The following is a 25,476-nucleotide window of genomic DNA, read 5'->3' on the forward strand; positions in this document are numbered from 1 at the left end:
AATGTTCTTGCTCACTATTCTATTCCCATCCTTCGGCAATCGCAACTGTTGGAGGAAAGCCTGAAAAAAACCAAGAATAAAAACTCTTCTTCTTCCACAATCCCGTTACATTCCGGGCATGAAATAAAAGTATCATTTATATGGAATCCGACATATCCGTGGGTGAGTTCCTGAATCAAAAAAATGTCCTTCCACTCGACTTAATTTATGCTCACAGTAATTGCAATGAAATTCCCTTGCACCAAAATCCTCTGCTTCTTCCTCTTTTTGTCTGCGTTTCTTTTTTCTGCCCACAATCCTCGCTCCTTTCCTATTGATGTGATTGCTTCTACTCTAGCAATTTCTTCTGGTATTCGACAAATTCCGGGTGGTGACTGTCACGCCCCGGTTTTTCTTTATTTCCTCTTCAAAAACACCTCTTGATAATTCGACAGATTCCGGGGCGTGACTGTCACCAAGATGAGAATACCAAGGAATACCGTCTCCAAATGGGAGACCATTTCTAGTACAATAGAATTAATAGATTAGCTTGATAGAAGGGGTGGGGTGTCTGGGATGGATGTTACGTTGAAGAAGATTGTGGAGGCGAGTTATCTTACAGCTGATTCGGCTCCGCATTATCGGACGATTTTGCGGTATTTTTATGGGCAGCATGAGCAGATGAGGGATTATATTGCTCCGGAAGAGGTGCTGGAGCATATGAAGTCGGTTCCCTATTTTTCTGATTATACTGAGGAGCAGCTGCATCAGCAGCTCGGACAGCTGGTGAAGTGGAATAACCTGATTGCCCGCCAGGATATGACGAACGCCAAGACGGTCGAGGAGTATAAGAAGAAGCGGTTTCGTTATCAGTGCACTCCATATACAGTGGAAATCGAGAGGATGCTGTCAGGCCTGGAGAAGATCGGTGATTCTTTTCAGGGATCACTGGAACGTTCGCAGTTTGACCGGCTTCTGCAATCACTCTCCGTTTTGGAGAATGAAGTGGACAGAAGATTGTCCAAAACACCTGAGGAGTATATGCGGGTGTGGGAAGATGTTTTCCGTTATTTCCAAAGCATCCGTACCAGCACAGCCGATTACATAGCTTATATCAATAGCGAACAAACAGATCAGCGCATGCAGACCGAGGCTTTCCTTGTTTATAAAAATCAATTCACGACGTATTTAAGAGATTTCATTGTATCTCTTCAAAAAACGTCTCTGCAAATTCAGGAGCGTTTGAACAGCTTGAGTGAGGATAAGCTGCAAGCTTTTTTCCAAAGGCTGATCAAGCACCGCCAATCGATTCCGCGCCTTGAGGACGTGTCTTCATCAACTGAAGAGTGGCTTTCTGAATATGAAGGCTACTGGGACTCGCTGTGCCGCTGGTTCCTGGAATCAGGCTCGCAGCGCAGTGAGTTGGAAGTGCTTCAGTGGCAGACGAATGAAATGATCCGCCGGATGACCAGGTATGTTCAAAGAATCGGAGAGAGGCAGCAGCATTTTCGGAGCAGGAAACGCGATTATCTTCATTTGGCAAATTGGTTCACCGAAAGCAGCGGGATCGATGAATCTCACAGGCTTTCGGCTGTCGTTTTCGGCTCCATGACCATCCAGCATTTATCCCTGGAGGAAGGCACGACTGACAACCTTCATGCAGACACCTGGGATGAAGAGCCGGTGCTGCGGACGATCAAGCCAAGGACCATCCGTTACAGGGAAAAACCAAGCCGGGCGGATTCGACTCTAATGAAGAAAAGAAGCAGAAACAACGGCAGCTTTATTTAGAAGAACGAATGCATGAAAAACAGTTGATTGAAAAATACATGAACAAAGGTGTCATTGAATTGTCTACAATTGGGACCGTGGAGCCATTCATCCGCAAAATTTTACTGAGCTGGATCGGGAAATCGATGGCTTCGAAAAACAGGAAAGTAAAAACGGATTACGGTCTGACGGTGGAGGTCAAGCTGGATAAGAGCAAGATGATCACTTTGCAGGCCGAAGACGGAAAGTTATCTATGCCGAATGCTGTTTTCCTATTCGGGAAAGAAGGGGTGAAATAAGTGGAGCAGACCCAGATTTTTGACGAAAAGGCGATTCAGGGAATGGATCTTCTTTTTCACCACTATTGGATTCTAAGATCGAAACAGCCTGAATGGTACCAGATGATCAGGGAACGCGAAAAAGTGCTGCGCCGGTATATCTCTGATAAGTTCGGACTGAGGCTTATTGTTCACCAGCATTTTATAAAACTGGAGAAAATCCCTGCTGAGCCGGAAAGGTGGATGGGCATCCAAGAGTTCCAGGAACCAATGGATTATGCAATCTTCTGCTGTGCTCTTTCGTTCCTTGAGGGAAAGGCGGTGGATGAACAGTTTCTGCTGTCGGAAATCTGCCAGGAAATCCAGAGTGATTATCCCGGCGATTTTCCGCTGGATTGGACACTGTTTACCCATCGAAAATCGCTGATCAGGGCAGTGAAGGTACTGATGGATTTTCAGCTGATCCGTACGATCGACGGAGATATCTCCCGTTTTGACCATAACGAGGAGCAGGAGGTCTTATATGAGGCAACCACCTACAGCCGGTACTTCATGAGAACCTATCCGGACGATTTTGCTGCCTATATGCATTGGGAAGAATTGCTGAAGGAAGATTGGAAGCTGAATCAGGAAGATGAACGGCGAAAACGAGTGTACCGGAAGCTGTTCTTTTCCCCGGGCCTTCACCGGCAGGACCAGCAGGATCCGGATTTTCTGTACATCCGCAATTTTCGGAACCGCCTCAGTGAAGACATTGACAAACACAGCGATTACCAGCTTCATGTTTATAAGAATACAGCCTTTCTATCCTCGGCCGAAAGCAGGCAGTACCATAATCTGTACCCAGATGCCAAAGCGTCCTCTGACCTTCTTCTTCAGCTGTCGAAAGAGTTTCACGGGCAGCCGGAACGGTACACGCCTGCTGAAAATGGGGAGATTATTTTTACAGTAAGTGAGTTCGAGCAGGCCATCGATGAGCTTAGGGAGACGTATGGCAATGGCTGGTCAAAATTTTTCAGAGAAAAGAATACAAGCGGTATCGCGGCGGAGTTGATGGCTTCGATGAAAGACTGGATGATGGCGGAAGAAGACGAGGAAACAGGCCTGATCAAAATTAAGCCGCTGCTCGGTGTCATCGCGGGAGAATATCCTGCAGATTTTGAAAAAGGAGGAGAGAGGGAATGACGGACACGCAATGGATGATGAATAAAGCGGGGCTGCTAAACTTCTGGTATTACGATGAAGAGATCTTTAAATTCTCGGAAGGCAAGCTCCTGCTTAGGGGAACGAATGGATCCGGAAAATCGGTGACGATGCAGAGTTTTCTTCCAGTGCTGCTTGATGGGAAGAAATCCCCTGACAGACTTGATCCGTTCGGTTCCAAAGCGAGAAAGATGGAGGATTATCTTCTCGGCGAAAAGGAAGTCGTAAACCGCGATGAACGGACAGGTTACTTATTCATCGAATACAAGAAACGCGGAACGGACCAGTATGTGACAACGGGAATCGGCATGCAGGCGAAGCGAAATAAAGGCATTAAATCGTGGTATTTCCTCCTGACGGATAACCGCCGTATTGGGAAGGACTTTCACCTTTCGCAAGTCCATCTTGGCGACAGGGTGCCTTTTTCAGCAAAAGAATTGGAAAACCGAATAGGAGACGGAGGCTATGTGGTCCATACGCAGCGCGAATATATGTACCTGGTCAATAAGCATGTCTTCGGCTTTCAATCGGTGGAAGCGTATGAAGATTTAATCAAGCTTCTGATTCAATTGCGGAGCCCGAAGCTCTCAAAGGATTTCAAGCCGACCGTCATTTATGAGATTCTCGAATCGGCTCTTCCGCCTTTGACAGACGATGAACTCCGTCACCTTTCCGATACGATCGAAAATATGGATCAGACACAGCAGCAGTTGGAACAGCTGGAGCGGGAATTTGACTCGAGCCAAAAGCTGACCGCGCAATATCACCTGTACAATCAATATATTCTGGCAGAAAGAGCGAAGCAGTGGCAGGTATCTCAAGATCGCCATGGCAAGGGACAAGAAAAGACTCAGGCGCTGGAAAAAGAAGTGGAGGAGCTAAGCTCGGAAATCCTTCGTTTGGAAGAGGACCAAAAGCTTGCTCTCCAAAAGCGAGACCTGGCTGAGTCTGAAAAAGGGCGCCTGCAAAAGCATGAAGTGTGGAAGCTCGAAGAAGATAAAGCGAGTATGAAGGAAGAGCTTAGCAGGTTGACCAAGAGTCTTCGTGACTTGCAAGAAAAATGGGATAAAAAGAAAGCGAAGCTCAATGATGATTGGAAACAGCGGGAAATGAACGAGACAGACTTGAGCAGGCAGGAGCAGACTGTGGAAGATTTGCTGGATGAGCTGGAAGTCGACGGAGAAGAGGCTGCTTTCAGCCAGCATGCTGTCAATGCTGCGGATTTTCAAAGACATTCCAGAGAAGAATTTGATTTCACCGTTTGGTCCAAGGAGGCTGAACAGCATGAAGGCCTGCTTTCATCACTCGGGAAGCTTGCCGAAAAGCTGGACAGCTTGAGTACAAATTACGACCGCCTGCAGCAGGAATCGTCAGAGAAAAAGCAGGAAATCGATGCATTGCAAAAAGAACAGGATCATCTTAGTCAATGGTTCACTGAACAGAAAGCCACCCTCCAGAACGACGTGTTTTCTTGGATTGGGCGCCATTCGAAATTATGCTATTCAGAAGAACACCAGCAGGAAATGGCCCGGTCCCTGCAGGGGCTCTATGAGGCGAACCGATATGACGATATCCGGGAAATGCTCCTGTCAGGCATAAATGACTATTCAGCTGAAGTCAAAGCTGAAATGAGCATGGCCCGCCAAAGGCAGTCAGAGAAGAAGCAAGAAATAGCAGAGGCCGATAACCAGCTTCACTACTGGAAGAACTTAAAAATGCCAAACCCTGACCGCCACGGTGATACAGAAGAATACCGCCAAATGCTGCGGGAGAAAGGTGTCCCGTTCCTTCCGTTTTACGCTGCGGTTGAGTTTCAGGACCATGTGACAGAAGAACAAAAAGAACGCCTGGAGTCTGCGCTTATGCATGCGGGGCTGCTGGACAGCCTGATAACGGAAGAAAAAACGGATCTCGTCCATGACCGGTTTATCCGCGCGGAGCCGCTTGTTCTCGGCCACACGCTCGCCGATTATCTGTACCCTGATGTGGATGAAAGTAATGGGATACCTGGAGCGCTCGTCGATGAGGTCCTGCGCAGCATTTCCCTCGACGAACAGGAAAACGGCTTCCGTATCGATCTCGATGGATCCTACTCGACAGGATGCCTGGAAGGCCATGCCCCGGAGGAAGGGCCTTCCAAATATATCGGCAGAACTTCGCAAAAGAGATACAAGTTGCAGAAAATTTCAGAGTGGGAAGAGAATCTTGCCGTATTGAAGGGTGAACTGCAGCAATGGGAACGAACGGTGTTGAATTGTGAAGAAGCTTTAAAAGAGGCAGAGGACTGGAAAACAACCATTCCTTCTGACAAGGAACTTAGCGATCTTCATCAAAGCATCGAAACCAATCAACGGGCCATCTCCCAGGAAAAGCAGCAGCTTTTGAAGCTTGAAAGCCGCTGGAAAGAGATTCTCCAGGAAATGCAGAAAACAAAGCTGGAATTGCATGGCCAAGGCAGCTCCCTGAATCTGAAGCTGGATCTGGAAACTCTTGCTGGAGCATTGGAAGCATCAAGGAGTTACCGGACTTATCTTCATAAGTTGGATAAGGTTTCGCAAAGGTGTTTCTTTATTTCACAACAAATTGAAACTCTTTCCTCCCTTATGGAATTAGCTGAAGAAGAGCTGGACGAAATCCGCGGCGACCAAAATGTCTCAGAATCCAGACTTTCTGCCATAGAAGCTGAAATTCAGTCAATCGAAGAACAGATGAAGCTGAAAGGCATTGATGATATCCGGAAGCGGATCAGTGAGGTCATTGACGAGCTGAGAACAGCAGGGGACCAAATCAGTGAGTTGTATGAAGTGCTTCCACAGAAAAGAGCGGCACGCCATACACTCTTGAAGGAGTTGGAGTCAGCGAGGATAAATGCCTCGTTTTGGCTGAACATGTCCTTGGAGTGGGGCTCCATTGTGAAAAAAGAACTGAGCCGCGGATTCATCGAAGGAGAAGCTTCCGATCCTTCAGGTGTTCTCTCTGAGCTGGGTGCTGTTTTAGAAAAGCATGACAGAGCCAAGTTAAGTGAGCAGCTCACCAAAACATTTTTAAATGAACAGCAGAATCTGATGGAGTACAGAATGTTCGAGTATTCCGAAGAGGAAGAGCGCCCAGACTGGTTCAGCGAAGACTTCGGCGAGTACTATGAACCTTTTAAAAATGAATGGGAACAGCTCCGGGGCCGGCGGCTTGTGCAGATGGAATATCAGGGACAGCGGGTCAGCCCGTATTTCGTCCGATCTTCCCTGGAAAAAGAATTGGAATCACAGCGCGGCTGGCTGGATGAGCAGGACCGCCAGCTCTACCAGGATATCATGGTCAACACAGTCGGTGTGATTCTCCGGAACCGCATTCAGCGGGCCCAGAAGTGGGTGAAGGAAATGAACGCCATCATGGAAAGCCGCGACAATTCATCAGGGCTGTTATTCTCCGTGGCCTGGAAGCCTTTGACGGCAGAATCCGAGCAGGAACTGGACACAAGCGACCTGGTAAAACTTCTTCAGCGCAACAGCAAATTTTTAAACGAAGAAGACCTGAACCGCATCACCAAGCACTTCCAATCAAGAATCGAGAAGGCGAAAGAACTGATCCAGCTTCGCAATGAAGGGTCGACGCTGCATCAGGTCCTGAAAGAAGTGCTTGATTACCGCAAGTGGTTCACCTTCGTCCTGTCCTTCAGGCGTGTCAACGAGCCTAAGAGAGAATTAACGAACAACGCTTTCTTCAAATTCAGCGGAGGAGAAAAGGCGATGGCAATGTATATCCCGTTATTTACCGCCGCCTACTCCCGTTATAAAGAAGCGGGTGAGATGGCGCCTTATATCATCTCGCTGGATGAAGCATTCGCCGGAGTCGATGAACAGAATATCCGTGACATGTTCGAAGTGGTCGAGCAGCTTGGATTCAACTACATCATGAACTCGCAAGCTCTATGGGGCGATTATGATACCATCTCCTCCCTCTCGATCAGCGAGCTCGTCCGCCCGAAAAATGCCGACTTTGTAACCGTCATCCGCTATGAATGGGATGGAAACCAAAGGAACCTCGTGATAGAGGAAGAGACGAAAGAGGATGAGGAAGTGCTTATCAATTGAAGGCGCCGTTGAAAATTTTTATAGAGGAACCAGGCTTTCTGAAGCTCTTCGCTCTTTTTAAGCAAAAATACCGTTCGCTGGGAAGAGTGTCCGGAACGGTGAAGCTCGATGGATTCTCAGATGAGGAAATAGCATCGATAGCAGGATTTATGGGGGTTTCCCCTGAGAACTTGAGAGATAAAGGAAAAGCAGCACTTGCCGATTTTGAGCGGGAGCTCGCCCGCACTCCATTCAGGGAGTACAGTTTCGTTGAGCTTTTGCAGGAAGTGCTCGGGGAGACGGTTTTAACAAAGAGAGAGGAAGACAATCTAACATTACAGGCGGAAAAGAAATTCCTTGCCTCGATGAAGGCGGATGCGCCCGCTGTTACATGGTGGTGGGAGAGGCTTGAGGAGAAGTCCGCTGACTCCCGTATGTTCTGGACGCTGTACAAGCAGGATCCGGTCCGGTTGCAGCAAGCGTTATTAACGGTTGCTGCTGCAGCTGGAAGCCTTCCTAAAAGAGGGGAGTTTATCCGGCTACCTGTCTTCGCGCAAAAAATAACCGGAAATCCTCACTCTTTTGATACAAGTGGTGTAACTGGCAAGCTTCTTCTTCATGCCTTGTTCGTACAAAGTGTGAGCAGGGGTGAATGGGAGGGAAGCATCCCTAAGACTTCAGGAGAAATGAATGACCTATTAGGACTTCATGGTCTCTTGAAGGATGATCTATGGAGCTTTGTGACGTGCCGGGGATTCTTGGCTGAGGACGGAAAAGGCAGGCATCCTGTCTGGGAAGGGGCTGTTGCCCGCGGCTCTGTGATGAATGTCCCGGTAAGAGAATTGCTTGGTTTGGAGAGTGTCTGGCCTGCTTCTGGAAGTGAAGTATGGATCGTAGAAAACTCCAGCGTCTGCTCAGCTTTAATTGATAAAGTGCCAAATGCTCCTGTCATTTGCACTCATGGCCAGCTCCGGACAGCCGGGTGGCTGCTTCTGGATTATCTTGTGGAAGAAGGATGTAAACTGAACTATTCAGGAGACCTCGATCCGGAAGGCCTGCTGATCGCCGATGGAATCTGGCGCAGGTACCAGGATAGTGTCATCTTCTGGCGGATGGATTCCAATTCCTATCGCAAAAGCATTTCAGAGGAAGATATCACCTCGCGAATCGGGAAACTGGATTCGCTCCAGTCCCAGGAGCTGACTTCGGTTGCGTCTTTGGTGAAGGCTGAGGGGAAGGCAGGATACCAGGAGGGCTTGATTGAGGATTTGATTCGGGATATGCGTGCGTAAACTTGAATTATTTTAAGATTAGAGAGTTTACCCCAGGCTTTGCAGGCTTGGGGTTTTTAGTATGGTGTGTGTCCGTTGTGGTTCTCTTAGGAAATATAAGAGGTGGGTGTTTGATTGTGATGATGGTTGGTGGTTTTTGGTCAGAAGAGGCTTGATGAGACCTAGTTTGGGGTGGCTTTGGACGGAAGAGGTGAGAAAGGTGCGTGGAGTGACCGAAGAGAGGGTGACTTCGGTCAGGAGAGGTGAGAAAGGTGAGAGGGGTGACTGAAGAGAGAGTAACTTCGGACGGGAGTAGAGTGAAAAGTGAGAGGGGTGACCGAGTGAGTGTGACTTCGGTCAGGAGCGGTGAGAAAGATGTGATTCGTGCACGAAGCGAAGGTAACTTCGGGCAACAATAGATGCAAAGAAGCGTGAGAAGACCGAGTCCGGTCAGCAGAAGAGTGGAGGATACGTTTCGAGCCCAATTCGAGGTAACTTCCTTTATGAATAAATACGTAAACTCACAGAAACCACTTTGTCGAATTTTCTCTAAAGGTTTCTCCTTTCAGCTCATGCCAGATAAAGATTATAATAGAAAGATAAGGAGGTATGTCTATTGATAGAAACCCTTACTATTTAACTCCACTTCATTTACCCCGGTTTCAACATCCGCGCAGTCCAATTCAAACTCTACTAAAGAAAGGAAGAAGTTAACTTGCCGAAAGCTTACCTCGTCAACACAAACAAATCCCAAAATCCCCACAACGAAGCAGAGATGCTGGAAGAACAGAAGGTCGCTGCTTATTACTCTCCATGGAAATACCTCATCAACCACATCGAAGCCAATGACATGGTGTTTCTCTACAGCAATGGAAATGGTATTATCGCCCGTGGAATCGGTTCGGGTATCATAGAAAAAACCGGAGAGGATGAACTGGAACACTTCATGCCTCTTGTTCAATTTGAAAAACTGGAGGAACCACTGCCGCCTTCAGCGATTGTGCAGCTTGCCCAAGGGATGACGGATGAAAATTACAAAATCAAGTGGAACCAGACGATGATTCATATTCAAGGATTTATTGGTGAAGAAATCTGGCGCTATATCACGAAGAATAATATGTAACCGTCCGGGAAATTTGCATTTCTATTTCTCCTGTCAGAAAATAAGGGAAGAAATGCAAAGGAGGACTGTCCATGAAACTGAAAGATAAGAAAGTGTTGCAGCTTGTCAGTGATGATTTCGAAGATCTTGAACTGTGGTATCCTGTACTGCGGTTGAAAGAGGAAGGAGCGACGGTTCATCTTGCAGGTGAAGAGAAGGGCCACTCCTATAAGGGGAAATACGGTGTACCTGCTGTTTCGGATGTTTCTTTTAAAGATGTGAATCCTGATGATTACGATGCGCTGCTTGTGCCGGGCGGATGGTCGCCGGATAAGCTGAGAAGATATGAAGAAGTTCTGTCGATTGTGAAAAAAATGAACGAGCAGAACAAACCAATCGGTCAAATTTGCCATGCGGGATGGGTGCTGATCTCAGCAAAAATCCTCGACGGTAAAAAAGTGACAAGCACTCCGGGCATCAAAGATGATATGGAAAATGCGGGTGCCACGTGGGTGGACGAGCCTTCCATCATTGACGGCAACCTGATTTCCAGCAGAAGGCCGCCTGATCTGCCGGATTATTTAAGAGATTTTATCTCTGTAATGGAAAAATAAACGAAAAAAGACGAATCCCGTTATACGGTGGGATTCGTCTTTTTTGTTTATTTTTTCAGCTTCTGTATGTCTGTCTCGGCGTTGAATAACCTTTTATTCAACACCTCTGACTTGGAATCTATTTTCGTATGAAAGGTTCTCAGCATGGCGATGACATCCTCGTTCTGGCTGGTCTCAATGCGTTTGGCGATTTCCTTGATTTCATCCTGGCCGGTTTCCAGATTGGATAGCCGTTTGTAGATGGCCTCTGTGTTATTTTCCTGCCTTGCGAAGGCTTTGTCGTGTTTATCAAGGCGGCCGCTTAAATTATGGTGTTGCTGGTCCAGCCGGGTAGTGACTTTACCTTCCAGCTCATCAAGGCGGGCATCGAACTTTTGGTCTTGTTTGTCAAAACGAGCATTGGATTTTTGGTCTTGTTCGTCAAAGCGGGCAGTGAATTTTTTATCTTGCTCATCAAGGCGGGCGGTGAATTTCTTATCCTGCTCATCAAGTCGCTCGGTAAATTTCTTATCTTGTTTATCAAGACGGGCCGTGAACTTCTTATCTTGTTCATCAAAGCGGGCCGTGAATTTTTTATCTTGATCATCAAAACGTGCATTAAATTTTTTATCTTGATCGTCAAAACGTGCGGTGAACTTCTTATCCTGTTGATCAAAACGGGCAGTGAATTTTTTATCCTGCTCTTCAAATCTTGCATCTATTTTTTCCAGTTTACCTAATATCTCTTTTAATGTTTCTTCCATTGCGATCACCTCTTTAAAGGTAATTTGTTTTGGAAAAACCTCAGGAACTTGATTTATCCCGGGATACCAAGGAGATTCTCTTTGAACAGAAAGGATCTCCTTTGCTTACCAGGATATTTAGTGATTTAACGCGATTTTTCGAGGCCAATGCCGAACAGCAACTAAGTTCAAGAAAAGGGTCTTTTAAAAAGAGTAATCTTTGCCTGCAATGGTACCAAATTCGAAAATTTTGTAGGCGGTAAGGGTGAAGCATTCGACTTCTTCTTCATTAAAAAGTTTGCCGGCGTCTTCCGTCATAGCATCCAGCCTCGCTTTGACTCCCTCTGATAAGTCTTCCCGAAGGTAATCGTCCAAAATATTAGCCTTGGAATAAAGGGAAAACAGAAAGCCGTCGAAGAAGAGATTCATTCCATAGAATTCGATGAATCGATAGTGGAAGGGAGACTCGAACAGCGGCTCGAGCCGGCGGATTTCTTTTTCAAAATAGGCAGTCTCATATAGCACTTCCAGTATATCGGGGATAGACTCACTGTAAGAGTGCAGAACATCTTCTTTTATCTTTTCCCGATTTTTTGTTAAATCATCAGATAGCGGGTGTTTTTTATTGAAGTTTTCAATGGGGACCTCCAGAATAGAATTTTTGTGGAATGCGGGGTTGAAGTGGCGGGTTCAGCAGTGAAAAATTTCCATTATTCACCTCCTCTTTGTTATTTTAACACGAATTTAATTTTAAATGAGAAAAATTTTCCGAAAAGTCACTCTATAATTTGGTATGATTAGAAGTAAGAATGATAGGTAAGGGTGGGGCTCAAGTGACGGCAACTTCTGATAGACTGGCATTATTTCTTGAAGAGAATTTTTTGGAGTTTTTACAGACCTGGCGGAAGAAGGTTGTTATATCGGAAAGTGACATGTATAAAGAAGAAGTCGTAAATAATGGTGTGAGGATGTATGAGTTGGTGAAACGCGCTATCAGCAGTCCGCTGAGTGAAGAAGAGATTAAACTGCTTGCTCGTAAGGTGGCCAGGGAGCGTGTGGAATCAGGTGTCAATATTAGTGAATTTGTTTACAATGTCAACGTGGGCAGAAGTGAAATCATCAAGTGGGTCAGTACCTCGGGGATCGGGATAGAGGAGCTTCACCCTTATTTCGAGGAAATCAACCGGGTCTTTGACCGTTTCTCTTATTTTGCTGTGAGGTTTTATTCCGAAATCAAGGACGAGCAGTTGAAGGAGAAAGAGTTGTATATCGACCAGACCCATAAAGAAAGATTGACGATCCTTGGGCAGATGAGTTCTAGCTTTGTCCATGAATTCAGAAACCCTTTAACATCCATCATCGGCTTTACGAAATTATTGAAAAGTGATTTCCCGGAGCTTCCTTACTTGGACGTAATGAGCCATGAACTGGATCAACTGAACTATAGGATCTCACAATTCCTTCATGTTTCGCGAAAGGAAATCATTGAAAGCAAGAAGGAAAAATTCCTTGTTTTCACGATGCTGAGCGAATTGATAGAATTTCTATATCCAAGCCTGGTGGATGGGGATGTGCAGGTGAAATCCCATCTTGATTCCCAAGTTTATATAAAAGGAAATAAAGAGGAACTGAGGCAGGTATTCTTGAACCTGATCATGAATTCGATAGATGCTCTGCAGCAGGTGAAACGCGACAGAAGAATTACCATCAGCTGTACGTTTGAAAATGAAGAGATCCTAATCAGGATTGCCAATAACGGACCAGAAATCAGTGAAGAAGCACTGGAAGCCATCTTTGAGCCGTTTTACACAACGAAGGAACTCGGAACAGGGATTGGTCTATATATCTGCCGCAAGCTGGTGGAAAAGCATGAGGGCAGTATCAGCTGTACCTCGAGTGTGGATGAGACGGCCTTTACCGTCGTCATTCCGGCAGCCAAAGAGGAACTGGGAGCGAGTTTGCTGCTGTAGTGGTTTAAAGTGTTAAAGGGAAAAGCATAGAGCCGCCGATGATTGGCAAGAATGATGACCGGGAGGGATTCATTTTGCGGTTGTTGGTGGTTTTTTTGTATGTGGGTATGCTGTTTGTTTTGACATGTTCATATAGTTTCAATGAAGTAATCGCTTCTCAAAAGGTGAGTTTCGTCTTTAATGCCGAGCCGAATTGGGTAAGTTTCTTTGAATATAAATTCAGCTACTCAGCCCCATCTTATATTCTTCAGAAAGCTGGACATGCTCTAAGTTTTTTCATTCTGGCATTCCTTTTGATGGTCGTATTTAGCAAGCTTACGGCAGTGTTACTTCTTTCAACCTTTTTCGCAGTCTTCACAGAGGTGGCGCAATTGTTTTTTCATAGAACGGGATGTCTGGTTGATGTGTTTATTGATTTAAGCGGAACTGCAGCATTCTTGCTGGTCTGTTCTCTGAGCAAAGATAAGAGTGGGGAAGTTGGAAAGAATGTACTCGGTTAACGAATTTCTTTCTATTTCTTCAACGCTTTAAAGCACGAAGAGGGACTGTCCCTTTTCGTGCTTTAGTGTGTTAATGTGACTGCCAATCAAAAGATCTTTCCAGGATTCAACCGGTTATCAGGATCAAGCAGCTTTTTAATGGATTTCATAACGGACAGAGCGGCACCATGCTCAAGTGCCTGATACTTCATTTTTCCAAGGCCGACTCCATGTTCTCCTGTGCAGGTGCCGCCGACCTCGATGGCTTTCCGGGCAACGAGGTCGTTGATCCGTTCGGCGGCGGCTGTTTGCCGGGAATCGCTGGAGTCATAGACTACCAGTGTGTGAAAGTTGCCGTCGCCTACATGGCCGAATACACCGCCTAAAAGTCCGCTTTCATCTATAAGTGAGCGGGCATAGACCACCATTTTTGCAAGCTCTGAAATAGGAACACAGACATCCCCGCCTGACTGGGACATTCCGGGAATATGGCGAAATGAGTAGGATAGTTCATGACGTGCCCGCCACAGCTCAATGCTTTCCGCAGCGGTACTCGCTCTAGCCCAGTTCACCCCTCCATGATCAAGGATCAACTCCCTCGTTAAAGCTGCATCTTCTTCAGCTGAAATTTCTGTACCCGAGAATTCCAAAAAGAGAGAGTGTGCTTCCGGAAAAGAATGTTGGCCAGCTAAGTTCACTTGTCTGATGCTGGCCGCATCCACAAGTTCCATCCGCAGGATTTGGACTCCGCTCATTAAAATTGAATGGGCAGCCTCTGCGCATGCTTGTGGAGTTGGGAAGGTGCACCGTGCGGTTACAGTATGCTCGGGAATGCCATGCAGTTTCAAGTTGACTTCAGTAACAATTCCCAGCGTTCCTTCCGAACCTACGAGCAGGCCGTTGAGGTTGTAGCCGCTGGAGGATTTTTTTGCGCGGCTTCCCGTGTTGATCACCGTTCCATCAGCGAGGATCACTTCCAGATTCAGCACCTGGTCTCGCATGGAACCATACCGGACGGCTGTAGTCCCGCTGGCATTCGTGGCGACCATGCCGCCGATACTGGCATCTGCGCCTGGATCGACCGGAAACTGAAGACCATGGCGGTTGATGGCTTTATTTAATTGCTTTCTCGTGATTCCCGGCTGAACGGTGACGGTTAAATCTTCCGGGTTGAACGAGAGAATATCATTCATTTTTTCAAAATTAATTGAAATTCCTTTATGGATGGGAATCGCATGTCCGTCCAAACCGGAACCTGTTCCAAATGGAATCGCGGGCAGGTTGTATCTTTTCGCGATATCCAATATGGAAATGATGTCTTCCTTATTTTCAGGAAAAACAACCACATCAGGTTCGACTGGGAGGTGGGAGGATTCATCGCGGCTGTGCCAGTACATATCTCCTTCACTAGTGCTTACATTATCCCCGCCCAATAAAACAATTAATTTGTTGATCATATCCTGCTTCATCAAATCACCTCCTAATAGTCTTAAAATTCAAACATCTCTATAAAAAATATATTAACATAAAAATTCCTATCATTCTTTTAAAGTGGTTTAACACAGGCTGCCGCGTTAAACCACTAAGAGGGACAGTCACCTATCGCGTCTCACCGCATTGCCGTACTAAATAGACTGTCCCTCTCATCTCGGTGAAGCAATAAAGCCACATTTTGAATTAATTACAGTTATTGGTCGTAATATTCTATAAAAATGATAAAATAGTCATTATATTGAATCTTTTTTGCATTCTAACTTTTGGGAGGATTACAGGATGAATTTACAGCTTAATAGGCCAAAGGGATTTGGCGAAATTTTGGATCAGACATTTCGTCTGAGCAAGAACAAATTTCTTGATTTTTTCTTGGTTTTACTTATTTTATTAGGACCGATTTACCTCCTGCAGGCTCTATTTGAGCTATTATCGGGAACAAGCTTTTTCAGGCAGGTGGGCGAAGGCGATGACTGGTTCACCCAGATGATGTCTGCTTTTGAGGGAACGACGCCGGAAATGACGGAGCAGAATTCGAACGTTTTGCTGGATTTGGGCATTTGGTTTTTGGGGCTGATCAGCACAGGTTTATCCCTGGTGGCATCTGCCGCAATTATCTATGTCGTCAATCATATTCGTAAGGATGAAGAATATACAGTCGGAGGCGTCATAAAGAAAGGTTTCTCCCGTTTCTGGCCGCTAGTGGGAAGCAGTATCGTATTTGGTCTTATTGTATTCGGCTTGGTTATTTTGCCGGTCTTGATCATCACATTCAGCGGAGTCTTTATGTTTGGATTTTCGGAGTCGTTCGCTATAGACTCGCTCGCAGGTTCCATTATGACGGTTATCTTCATCCTGCTGATCTTTTTGGCAGTCGCAGTCGGTATTGGATATCTGTTGACTCGCTGGTACTTTTACCTGGGAGTTGTCGCCACTGAGAGAGCCGCGCCTGGAATAGGCAAGAGCTGGAACCTTACAAAAGGACAGGGATGGAAGCTTTTGGGTGTGTTCATTGTTCTATTCTTGATTACAGGGGTAGTTTCTGCTGCACTTGAATTCACACTGGGGGCTTTTCTAGGAAACAGCGTCCTGTTCAACCTTCTCTATAATTTGATTACCCTCATCACCACTATTTTCCTATCCGTCGGTTTTGCCGTCATGTTCTTTGACCTGAAAATCAGGAACGATGCGGAAGACCTGCAGGATATGATCCAGGATTACAAACAACAGTAGCGGTTTGGTGCCTGCCTTCCAAGGCGGGCGCTCATTCTGTTATATGAAGTGTCTGTTTTAGTATAGGTTTTTACTTTTTAAAAGGCTCTGTTAGTTAACACTGTTGTTATTAGATGTTTTGGGTTCATGTACTACTAAGAAGGTATCACCCAATTAAGAACTAATGTGGGTTAATCAATTTGCTGAAACCATTAAATGCAATTCAATTATGAATCTGCCCAGCGTTTATATAGAAAATTTTTCCTTCCTATTTACAGTGGATTCTCATTTCTTCCGGATATGTTGACTGGAGAGGAAGGTGTGAGATCTCCTGTTGGACTAGCGGGCGTCTAGTTGCAGCGCCTAGCCTCTCGGGGTCAAATAACCTCAAGAGAATAAAAGGAAAGACCGCCTTTTTTTCTCTTGAGAACATTTGCCTGTCGGGGCTGAACAAGGCGCTTACACTTTTGGTGACAGGTGAGACCCCGGAAGCGAAGCTGAGGAGGCTCACCGCCCGCCCCGCGGAGTCGTACACCTGGAGTGGAAGTCAACATACCCTATGAAAAACAACAGCACTCTTTAACAGACCCTTTCAAAAAAATCAGGTGGGTTATACCAGCAAAGCTAATGAAAAGAGCTTTTACGAAAGTCAGGTGAGTCAGTTTGCTCAACGAAAACAATGCCAGAGAAGACCTGGAGGATATCCTCGATGACCGGGAATATAGCCAGTATCAAGGTGAAAATCAAGGATTTCTCCAAAATCTATGGGAATCCATCAAGGAAACCATCATGGACTGGCTCAATAATCTGTTTCCCGCCTATCAGGCCTCACAAGGCGGAGGGACAATGATCACGCTTATTCTTGTCATCGCGGGACTGGCCGCCCTTATCATCGTCCTTTTCCTTGTTTCGCGGAAAGTGTACAACAACCGGAAGATCGCCGGGCAGAAGCCTTTGCAGAACCTTGCTCAAAAAGACTGGTCCTACAGCGAGCACCTGGCAGAATCGGAGCGCCAGGAAGAGTCGGAGAATTACTCACTTGCCGTCCGCCATCTTTTCCTGGCCCTGCTCCTGTATTTCCATGAAAAAGAGTGGCTTGTGGCAAGGAAATGGAAGACGAACTGGGAGTATTATGAAGAACTGAAAAAGATCAATAAGGACTGGGCGGAGCAGTTTTATTCCCTGGCGCTGAAATTCGATGAAGCGGCTTATGGCGAGAGGGAGATCACCCGCGCGGAATACATTCCGTACAGAGAAACAGCAATGAAATGGCTGCAGGACAACCAGCAGGAAAAGGAAGCGTAGGGAGGAGAAAACATGGCCAAAAATAAATCAAAACTCATACTATTAGCCGTGATTCTCCTTGTATTCGCTGTACTGAGCTATTTCATAGGATCGCGTGCGCCAAAAGAGTATCCGAATTATCTTTCAGAGTCTCCCTCACCAACGGGAACAAAGGCTGTTTTTACTTATCTGGAGAATGAACTCGGCCAGGTTGAAGAGTGGACATCCTCTCCGAATCGTTTGGATAAGGAAGAGGAAGGTCAGCTGCTGATCATGGTGGAACCATTTTTTATGCCTGAAAGCGAGGAAACCGGACAGTACCGGGAGTTCATGGAAGCAGGAAACAACATTCTTCTTTTTAAAACCAACCCACAAGGCATGTTCGATATCAAAACAATTGCCGGTGGGATGGGTGCCCAAGAAATAACCACGCTGAATGATAAACAAGGTGAGAAGAGGAATGCCCTCCTCCCCGCACCGATCCGCCTGGACACTGAAGACGAGGATGAAGTATTGATTTCAGATGAAGCAGGTCCCGTTGCGTTAAAACGTCCCGTCGGAGAAGGAAGCCTGATTGTCGCGACGGCTCCACAGTGGATGACGAACGATCTTATTTTAGAAGAAGATCACCTGCCGCTCGTTATGTCGCTCATCAACGAAAGCAGTTCGGAAGCGGTACTGTTTGATGAATACATACATGGTGAAGAAAATGATTCTTCCATTGTCACCATTTACCCTCAATGGTTCTTGCTGCTCATGGTCCAGGGCGTGCTGCTCGCCATCTTATGGCTGTGGTACCAAGGAAAGCGTTTCGGTCCTGTGGTTCAGGTCCGGGAAGAATATGTCCGTTTCAGCGACGAACGGATCAAAGCCCTTGCCGCCTGGAATTTAAGAGGAAAGAGATTCACAGATTCATTGAACATCCAGGCAGATTACGTGAAGCTGCTTCTTCAGGAAAAATGGGGAATTGCCTATTCAAGGGACTGGGTGGACAGCACAGAGAGAATGGCGCGGAAATGGGCGTCAGCAGATGAAAAAGAAATCACTAGTTTCGCGGCGGGATTATCAGCTGCTTTGAAAAAAGAAACATTGAGCAAGCAAGAGTACTTATTATGGTCGAAAAAATTGGATCGACTCAGGAAAGAGGTGGAGGAAGGATGAAGCCAGAATTAGCATCCTTACTAGAAAGATATGAAAGCCGGATTTTAGGGCAGGGAACAAACCTGCGGCTGCTGCTGTCAGCAATATTGGCAGGAGGGCACGTTTTAATTGAAGGGGTACCGGGAACCGGAAAAACGCAGATGGTCCGCACGCTGGCAAGCCTTCTTGACGGAAAGTTCAGCCGCATTCAGTTCACGCCGGATCTGCTGCCGAGTGATATCACGGGAAGCACGATCTACAATATGAAAGACAGTTCATTTCAAACATTAAAGGGACCGATTTTTACCAATATCCTTTTAGCGGACGAAATCAACAGGACACCGGCTAAAACCCAGGCAGCCCTTTTGGAAGCCATGGAAGAAAAGCAAGTGACAATCCAGGGTGAAACCTATGCCCTTCCGGAAGTTTTCTTTGTAGTCGCAACCCAGAATCCGATTGAGTATGAAGGAACCTATCCACTGCCAGAGGCGCAGCAGGACCGTTTTCTTTTCAAATTGAATATCGAATTTCCTGAGCTTGAAGAAGAAAAAAGAGTACTGAGAGCTGTCCTTGAAGGAGTCTTCGGCGGTGGTTCAGTAGAGCCTGCTTTGGATACAGAAACCTTTGCAAGCATCCGCAGGGAAGTGGAAGGAATCACAATCAGCGAAAGCGTGCTCGACTATATTATGAAAATTGTCCGGAAAACGAGGGACACGGAGTCCATCCGTTTCGGCGCTTCTACAAGGGCGGCAATTTCCATCGGAAAAGCGGCGCAGGCCTGGGCGTATATGGCCGGCCGGGATTATGTCACTCCTGACGATATCAAGATTACTGCGCGTCCGGCTTTGAGACACAGAATCCAAATCTCGCCGCATATGGAATTGGAGGGAGCGACGGTTGATACGATCATTGAAGAACTTGTGGGGGCGGTTCCTGTTCCGAGATAAAGGGATCCTGCCTACCGGAAGATTAATCGCTTCATGGGCACTGTTTTCGGCCCTGTTGCTGGCAGGAGCCTTCTTTGGCATCACATGGACATTGATTTTCACGTTGAATGGGCTGTTTCTTCTTTTAAGTTTCAGCGATTTGCTGTTTTCTCCCCGTAAGAATGAGATTTCGGTCACCAGGGAAACTCCGGGAGAAATGGAGCGCGGGCTGGATTATGATGTCTCGGTTAGAATCACAAGCCGTTCGGCGAACCGTTTTTCGTTTAAAATAAGGGACGGTCTTCCACAGTCATTCCGAAGCGTCTTCCCATTAAAAGGAACCGCAGGAGAAGGGACGTCATCATTTCAATACAAAACAATTGCGCCGGTCAGGGGTAGGTATGATATCGAGAAGCTTTACCTGCGGTACCGGAGCAAGCTTGGTTTATGGGAAAAACAAAAAACATATACAATAGAAGAAAGTGTGAAGGTCATACCGGATTTGACTGATACGAAACGATTCTTGGAGAATGCGCAGCAGTTCTTGCTTTATGAAGGCTTGAAAATCCGCAAGATGAAAAGCGGAGCGGGGGAATTCTCGAAAATCAGAAATTATGCGGTCGGAGATGATCCGCGGAAAATCAACTGGCGCCAAACAGCCAAGCTTCGGGAAGTCATGACGAATGAGTATGAACCTGAGCATGGAAAATATATCACGGTATTGATTGACTGCGGCCGGATGATGGGAGCAGAGCTGACGAAAGGAAACCGTCTGGAAAGAGCACTGGAAGCGGCCATGACAGTGAGCGCGGCTGCCCTGCAAAAAGGGGATTATGTTTCGGTTCTCGCTTTTTCAAAGGATGTCAAAGTCTTCGTCCCGCCGGCAAAAGGAATGGCCCACCTGCAGACAATCCTTCACAGCATATACAATCTCCAAGTGGATTCAGCAGAATCAAATTACGCCGCTGTCCTCAGCTACTTGCAAACCGTCCAGAAAAAACGCAGTTTGCTGCTGTTGTTCAGTGACGTCGGATCCTTCCTTCATGAAGGAGGCGCTTTGACCTATCTGCAGCGATTGCGCCAGCGCCATCTGTTTTTAATGCTGGGGATTGAAGACCGGACCCTGTTGAACAGGGCTGGAGAGGAACCTCAGTCTATGAAGAATACGATGGTCAAGAGCATGGCACAGCAGCAGCTTCTGATAAAGAAGCGTGAAAAGGTAAAGTGGGAAAAAAGAGGCCTCCAAATGGCGGAGGCTCGGGAAGAGAAATTGGCGGCAAGCGCGGTTTCTCATTATATCGATATCATGAACCGCGGGCTGCTGTAGGTTTCTTCTTCAGCAGCATCGCCCCGATCAGGACATAAAGGATCAAACCAATGACCGTCAGACCGGCAATCAGGTATTTTGCTTCCAATGAGAGAGTTGAAGGTGTAATGAAACCCTCAATGATACCAGCGATGACAAACAGCGGAATGGTTCCGAGAAGCAGCAGGACAGATTGTTTTGCCTGCTGCTTTAATACATAGCCGCGTGAGTAAGGTCCCGGGACGAAGAGCTTGTAGCCCATGAGAAGACCGGCGCCGCCGGCAATGAAAATCGCGGTCAGCTCAATCATGCCGTGCGGAACGATATAAGCCCAGAATTCATAGCTCTTGCCGTAGTGCCAGAATAGTGCGGCAATCGCACCGACAATGATTCCGTTATAAATCAGCACGTAGACGGTCAACAGGCCGAATGTGATTCCGCCGGCGAATGCCAGGAAGGCCACCTGTATATTATTCGTCATGATAGTGGCCGACATCATCGGTGAATCGACCTCGCCTTCATTTTCGCCGAGTCTGTCAGGGTCGAAGCTCTGAGCCATATTTTCAGGCAGGACGGAATATATGTGCAGCGGGTCATCAGCTACGGCAAAGAAGCTGCCCAAGCCCCCGATGGTAAAAAGAATCATGGCGACGGCAATCATTTTCCACTGCTGCAGAAACAGGTCGATGAAGGTAACGCCAAAGAAATGCCGGACCTGCTTCAGGCTGGAAACCTGGTCGCGATAAAGAAGATTATGAGATTTGGAGACGAGTTCGTTCAAGTAAGGTGTGACTTCCTCTTGGGGATAATAAGTCTGGCTGTATGATAGATTCTGTGCGGCTTTCTGGTAAAGACGGCTGAAGCGGTTGATATCGGCTCCCTTGATTTTGCTTTTTCGCTTATGCATTGTGGCAGCCAGTTCCTCCAGCTCCTTCCAATCCTGGCGGTGATGCTGGATGAATTGCTTTGAGTTCATTAAAACACCTGCTTTTAGTAGTTTTCTAGATATTAAGGGATTTAGACAATTTTTGGATGGTTCCGTCATCCCTATTATAGTACAAAATTCAGGAAATGAGGAATCAGAAATGCAAGAAGAACAGGTTGATATAAAAACTCCCGAATATGTGTCGCTGCAATTCCAGACGGCAGGGCTCGGAAGCAGGGCAGCAGCATTCCTGATCGATCAGCTGCTCCTCTCCCTGATCAATTTTTCCGTTATCATCGGTCTTGTGTTATTTATGGATATCCAAAGCGGTTTTTTCTTTTTTGAAGAATCACCGTTCAGTTCCGGGGCGATTGCCATTGCAGTTATCGCATTGTTCGTCATCAACTGGGGGTACTTTTTCGCTTATGAATTTTTTTCAGGGGGAAAGACACTTGGAAAATCGATCATCGGAATTCGCGTTATCCAGGATAACGGCCAGAGCATCACACTACTATCGAGCTTTATCCGCAATCTCTTGCGGGTGATTGATATGCTGCCGTTCTATTATATTGTCGGCATGCTGATGATTTTCTTTCATGGAAAACACAAGCGCCTGGGCGACTTGACCGCCGGAACAGTGGTCGTACACGAGAGAAAGAAAAAATCGAATAAAAAGACGCCGATTGAGAAAGTCGCCTCTTCAAGAGGCTTAAGCCGGGACAGCTTCAGCTTTGAAGAAGGAGCCTTGAAGACGCTGAAGGCGAAAGAGTGGAAGCTCTTGAAAACCTATATCCAACGTTTCAGGGGCGTCGAAGAGAACCAAAGGCTGATTCTGACAAAGCAAGTCTCCGGCATCATCCTCCCTAAAATCGGGATGGAAATGGACAGGCATACGGAAGAGGAGCTGGAAAACATCCTCCTGGTCATCTACCTCAACATTAAAGAAGAGTGGGAATTTGAACTTTGATCATTTATCACTTTAAAGCCTCAAGAGGGTTGGTTCCTCTTGGGGCTTTTGTGATTTATAGTACTAACAAAACAGATGGAAATCCAGCTCATGAGTGCGAAGCGGCCAGATCCATAATATGTAACTGAAGAAAATGGGCTCCTCGCGACCGAAGCAGCCCCATCTTCATACATATCTCAGCTGAAATTTGTCTCTCCCGACCGAAGCCACCCCAACTTCATCCATATCTTTGTGGAAAGGTGGTTCCTCCCGACCGAAGCAGTACGTACTTCATACATATCTTGGTGAAAATGCGCCCGTCGAGACCGAAGTAACCAAAACATCCTACATATCTCAACGAAAATACGCCCCTCCCGACTGAAGTAACAGCAACTTAAAGAGCAGAAAAGGGAAAGACATCCCCTTTTCTGCTCTTTAAACGATTTGCCTGTCGAGCTAGTCTTCAAGGCTATTGCTCAACGTAGTATTTAAAAGTTTCAAAGTCGACATTATGATAGATTTGGTATCTCGGAATTTCATACAGATGATGATCTCTTGTGGCGGCTTCATCAACGACCGTGAATGCCATCTTGAAGCCAAGCTCTTTCAAGACGCTGATGGTATCAGGTGAGTATTCGCCATACGGATAGGCGAAACCAAGGTTTTCTCCGTTCAGGTGCTGCATACTGGTTTTGATATCATTATAGATTTCATCTTGAGGTTTCGCCACAAGGTAGGAAGGATGATTTCCCCACGCGTCCACCGGTTTGTCCTTGTCCCTTTTATGGTAGTTGTAAGTGTGGCTCTGATAATCAAACACATCGCAGCTTTTCTCCATTTCCTTTTTGCTGAGGTACTGTGAAAGCTTTGGAGAGAAGGAGTATCTTTTGTTTGTAATCGCTCCCGTCACGATGAAATTCGTGGCATTGAATCCGTATTTCTTCAGAATCGGGTAGGCTTCCTCGTAGTTGTCTTTGAACCCGTCGTCAAAGGTGAGGACCACACTTTTTTCCGGAATGTCAATCTCTCCTTTTAAAAAAGCGTGGAGTTCTTTTAGCGTCAGAGTTTCATAGCCATTCTCATGGAGGTACTCCATGTGTTTCGCAAATTCCTCCGAATATACAATCATTGAGTTGACTTCTCCATTGATATAGTGGACTTTCTTTAAATCCTCTTTGCCCAGTATGCGGTGATACGTCAGGATTGGGATGGAGTCCGCTGCATTTCCCTCTGCCTCAAATTCTCGAATCTCCATTTCGGAGCCTCTCACGCAAGCTTCCATTTCCACCTGTTCTTCAGCAGGAAGCACCCCGTCATGTTCCTCCGCCAGCAGGGAATATTCTTCGATAGTAAGGCTGAATCCGACGGCGATGATGCTTAACAAGGTGAAAAAACCGACGGCAAAAGCTGTTTTTCCAAAGATGTTCTTCATGCTCTTTCGACTCCTTTCCAAGCAATTTTTCCGGATCGTTCCAGCTTGTCCCAGGCGTGGGGGCTGTGAAAGTATGACAAGGTTCCGTACACAACGAACGACAGGTTGATCAGCATCCTGAACAAGATGATGTCAATCGGCAGGAAGAGCAGAAACCTCACCAGGTCATTCTTTGAAAATCTCAAGCCATGCAGGTAGCTGACGAACATGGTTGTTACACTTTGATAAATAAACAGCAGGAAAGCGCCCGACATCAGCATCAGAAGCAACGTGAGCTGGCCGCCGTTCATATACAGCATCAGTGGAGTAAGCAGTACCGGGAACGCACTGAGTGTCCCGATCGTAAACTGATCGACCAGAAAGAACACCGAGAATGTTTTGGGCAGATTTCGGAAATAATCCTTCCGGTAATAAATCAGGCAGTCAATGAATGCCTTCTGCCAGCGGACTCTCTGTTTGAACATGTTTTTCAGTGTGCTAGGGCATTCTGTGTAGCAGAGGGCTGCTGGAACAAAAATGATGCTCTCCTTGCTGCCGCGTTCTTTAATCCATTTATGAAGTTTGAGGGTGATATCCATATCTTCCCCGACCGTCTTCCTGAAGCCTTTTATACCAAAGAGAGTTTCCCTTCTGAAGGCACCGAAGGCACCGGCAATGACGGTGATTGAATTCATTGCTGCCTGTGCTCTTTTATGTAAGTAGAATGAAGACAGATACTGAAGGAACTGAAATTTTATCACATTGTTCACTTTAAGAGTGGGCTTCAAATTTTCCAGGGAGCCGTTAAAGGCTTGTGAAATCAAAACATTTCCGCCGCAGGCAATGACGTTCTTCCTTTGGAATGCGGAGTTCATTTCGTTCAGGGAATTTCTTTCTAAAATGCTGTCGGCATCAAGCGTAATGACAAGTTCTTTTTCGCTGAAATTAATGCCGGCATTAAGGGAATCGGCTTTTCCGCCATTTTTTTTGTTGATGACAAAGATGGAGGGATACTTCTGCGATTGATAAAAAGCGGTGACTCTTTCATGCTTCAGGCGGGTGTCGACCATGCGGCTTACTGGTTTTAACAGAAGAGCCTCATTTAAAACATCCAGCGTCCGGTCCTTCGAGCCGTCATTGACGATGAGGAGTTCTGCGTCCTCATAGGCGACACGGTTGAATCCCTGGATGCAGTTCTCAATGACTTTTTCCTCATTATAAGCAGGGACAATGACAGAAAAACTGTGCATCTTCGTGATCTTGTTCTTATGTTTATTTTCATCTTTGAAAAGAGGGATCAGGACATATAGAGTTTGAAATAAGACAAAAGATAAAAACACGGCAAACGTGAGGTAAATCATGGTCATTGTTTTTCCT

General features: G+C 46.3%; 19 protein-coding genes and 1 pseudogene. 14 read left to right on the forward strand and 6 right to left on the reverse strand.

From position 1 onward, the window contains the following. The first annotated feature begins 555 nt into the window (after positions 1 to 555). The 6 genes and pseudogenes from B9Z54_RS22865 to B9Z54_RS22895 all read left to right on the forward strand — a co-directional run bounded on the left by B9Z54_RS22865 (position 556) and on the right by B9Z54_RS22895 (position 10,287). Positions 556 to 2,048, forward strand: a pseudogene (locus B9Z54_RS22865) (TIGR02677 family protein). Beyond that, positions 2,049 to 3,212 (forward strand): TIGR02678 family protein, encoded by a 1,164-nt coding sequence (locus tag B9Z54_RS22870; protein ID WP_113930643.1) that lies wholly within the window; start codon positions 2,049 to 2,051, stop codon positions 3,210 to 3,212. Next, complete coding sequence (locus tag B9Z54_RS22875; protein ID WP_113930644.1) at positions 3,209 to 7,321, forward strand: TIGR02680 family protein; 4,113 nt, start codon at positions 3,209 to 3,211, stop codon at positions 7,319 to 7,321. Before B9Z54_RS22870 ends, B9Z54_RS22875 begins: the two co-directional genes overlap by 4 nt. 8 nt (positions 7,322 to 7,329) lie before the next feature. Continuing rightward, positions 7,330 to 8,592 (forward strand): TIGR02679 family protein, encoded by a 1,263-nt coding sequence (locus B9Z54_RS22880; protein WP_240190068.1) that lies wholly within the window; start codon positions 7,330 to 7,332, stop codon positions 8,590 to 8,592. 694 nt (positions 8,593 to 9,286) lie between these two features. Beyond that, a complete protein-coding gene (locus B9Z54_RS22890; RefSeq protein ID WP_113930647.1) occupies positions 9,287 to 9,694 on the forward strand; it encodes a hypothetical protein in 408 nt (135 codons plus the stop codon). Positions 9,695 to 9,765: 71 nt separating this feature from the next. Continuing rightward, a complete protein-coding gene (locus B9Z54_RS22895; protein ID WP_113930648.1) occupies positions 9,766 to 10,287 on the forward strand; it encodes a type 1 glutamine amidotransferase domain-containing protein in 522 nt (173 codons plus the stop codon). A 47-nt stretch (positions 10,288 to 10,334) separates the two neighbouring features. On the opposite strand, the gene B9Z54_RS22900 is transcribed toward B9Z54_RS22895, so the two are convergent. Further along, positions 10,335 to 11,030 (reverse strand): hypothetical protein, encoded by a 696-nt coding sequence (locus B9Z54_RS22900; RefSeq protein ID WP_113930649.1) that lies wholly within the window; start codon positions 11,028 to 11,030, stop codon positions 10,335 to 10,337. A 183-nt stretch (positions 11,031 to 11,213) separates the two neighbouring features. Next, positions 11,214 to 11,534: a hypothetical protein gene (locus B9Z54_RS22905; protein ID WP_113930650.1), complete on the reverse strand. Its 321-nt coding sequence runs from the start codon at positions 11,532 to 11,534 to the stop codon at positions 11,214 to 11,216. Between the two features lie 308 nt (positions 11,535 to 11,842). On the opposite strand from B9Z54_RS22905, the gene B9Z54_RS22910 reads away from it, so the two are divergent. Together B9Z54_RS22910 and B9Z54_RS22915 are read left to right on the forward strand one after the other, a co-directional pair. Continuing rightward, positions 11,843 to 12,979 (forward strand): sensor histidine kinase, encoded by a 1,137-nt coding sequence (locus B9Z54_RS22910; protein ID WP_113930651.1) that lies wholly within the window; start codon positions 11,843 to 11,845, stop codon positions 12,977 to 12,979. Positions 12,980 to 13,017: 38 nt separating this feature from the next. After that, complete coding sequence (locus tag B9Z54_RS22915) at positions 13,018 to 13,479, forward strand: VanZ family protein (protein WP_113930652.1); 462 nt, start codon at positions 13,018 to 13,020, stop codon at positions 13,477 to 13,479. Positions 13,480 to 13,565: 86 nt separating this feature from the next. On the opposite strand, the gene B9Z54_RS22920 is transcribed toward B9Z54_RS22915, so the two are convergent. Beyond that, positions 13,566 to 14,927 carry an FAD-binding oxidoreductase gene (locus B9Z54_RS22920; protein ID WP_113930653.1) on the reverse strand — a complete coding sequence of 454 codons (1,362 nt, stop codon included), beginning with the start codon at positions 14,925 to 14,927 and terminating at the stop codon, positions 13,566 to 13,568. 304 nt (positions 14,928 to 15,231) lie between these two features. On the opposite strand from B9Z54_RS22920, the gene B9Z54_RS22925 reads away from it, so the two are divergent. The 5 genes from B9Z54_RS22925 to B9Z54_RS22950 all read left to right on the forward strand — a co-directional run bounded on the left by B9Z54_RS22925 (position 15,232) and on the right by B9Z54_RS22950 (position 20,838). Continuing rightward, a complete protein-coding gene (locus B9Z54_RS22925) occupies positions 15,232 to 16,182 on the forward strand; it encodes a hypothetical protein (protein ID WP_113930654.1) in 951 nt (316 codons plus the stop codon). Between the two features lie 642 nt (positions 16,183 to 16,824). Then, positions 16,825 to 17,466: a DUF4129 domain-containing protein gene (locus B9Z54_RS22935; RefSeq protein ID WP_113930655.1), complete on the forward strand. Its 642-nt coding sequence runs from the start codon at positions 16,825 to 16,827 to the stop codon at positions 17,464 to 17,466. A gap of 12 nt (positions 17,467 to 17,478) precedes the next feature. Further along, a complete protein-coding gene (locus B9Z54_RS22940; protein ID WP_113930656.1) occupies positions 17,479 to 18,606 on the forward strand; it encodes a DUF4350 domain-containing protein in 1,128 nt (375 codons plus the stop codon). Then, entirely contained in the window at positions 18,603 to 19,532 is a 930-nt protein-coding gene (locus B9Z54_RS22945) for an AAA family ATPase (protein WP_113930657.1), read from the forward strand. The genes B9Z54_RS22940 and B9Z54_RS22945 overlap by 4 nt, the downstream gene beginning before the upstream one ends. Positions 19,533 to 19,539: 7 nt before the next feature. Beyond that, positions 19,540 to 20,838 carry a DUF58 domain-containing protein gene (locus B9Z54_RS22950; protein ID WP_481747821.1) on the forward strand — a complete coding sequence of 433 codons (1,299 nt, stop codon included), beginning with the start codon at positions 19,540 to 19,542 and terminating at the stop codon, positions 20,836 to 20,838. Here B9Z54_RS22950 and B9Z54_RS22955 read toward each other — a convergent pair. Next, positions 20,816 to 21,793: a stage II sporulation protein M gene (locus B9Z54_RS22955; protein ID WP_113930659.1), complete on the reverse strand. Its 978-nt coding sequence runs from the start codon at positions 21,791 to 21,793 to the stop codon at positions 20,816 to 20,818. The genes B9Z54_RS22950 and B9Z54_RS22955 overlap by 23 nt on opposite strands. A gap of 109 nt (positions 21,794 to 21,902) precedes the next feature. Here B9Z54_RS22955 and B9Z54_RS22960 point away from each other — a divergent pair, with 109 nt between their 5' ends. After that, positions 21,903 to 22,709 (forward strand): RDD family protein, encoded by an 807-nt coding sequence (locus B9Z54_RS22960; RefSeq protein WP_113930834.1) that lies wholly within the window; start codon positions 21,903 to 21,905, stop codon positions 22,707 to 22,709. A 448-nt stretch (positions 22,710 to 23,157) separates the two neighbouring features. Here the strand turns inward: B9Z54_RS22960 and B9Z54_RS22965 are convergent, their stop codons facing one another. Together B9Z54_RS22965 and B9Z54_RS22970 are read right to left on the reverse strand one after the other, a co-directional pair. Further along, on the reverse strand, positions 23,158 to 24,120 hold the full coding sequence (locus B9Z54_RS22965; protein ID WP_113930660.1) for a polysaccharide deacetylase family protein: 963 nt from the start codon (positions 24,118 to 24,120) through the stop codon (positions 23,158 to 23,160). Further along, positions 24,117 to 25,466 carry a glycosyltransferase family 2 protein gene (locus B9Z54_RS22970; RefSeq protein WP_113930661.1) on the reverse strand — a complete coding sequence of 450 codons (1,350 nt, stop codon included), beginning with the start codon at positions 25,464 to 25,466 and terminating at the stop codon, positions 24,117 to 24,119. Before B9Z54_RS22970 ends, B9Z54_RS22965 begins: the two co-directional genes overlap by 4 nt. Between the last annotated feature and the right edge of the window lie 10 nt (positions 25,467 to 25,476).

The organism is Bacillus sp. P14.5, assembly GCF_003316765.1.
GTDB lineage: Bacteria > Bacillota > Bacilli > Bacillales > Bacillaceae_B > Rossellomorea.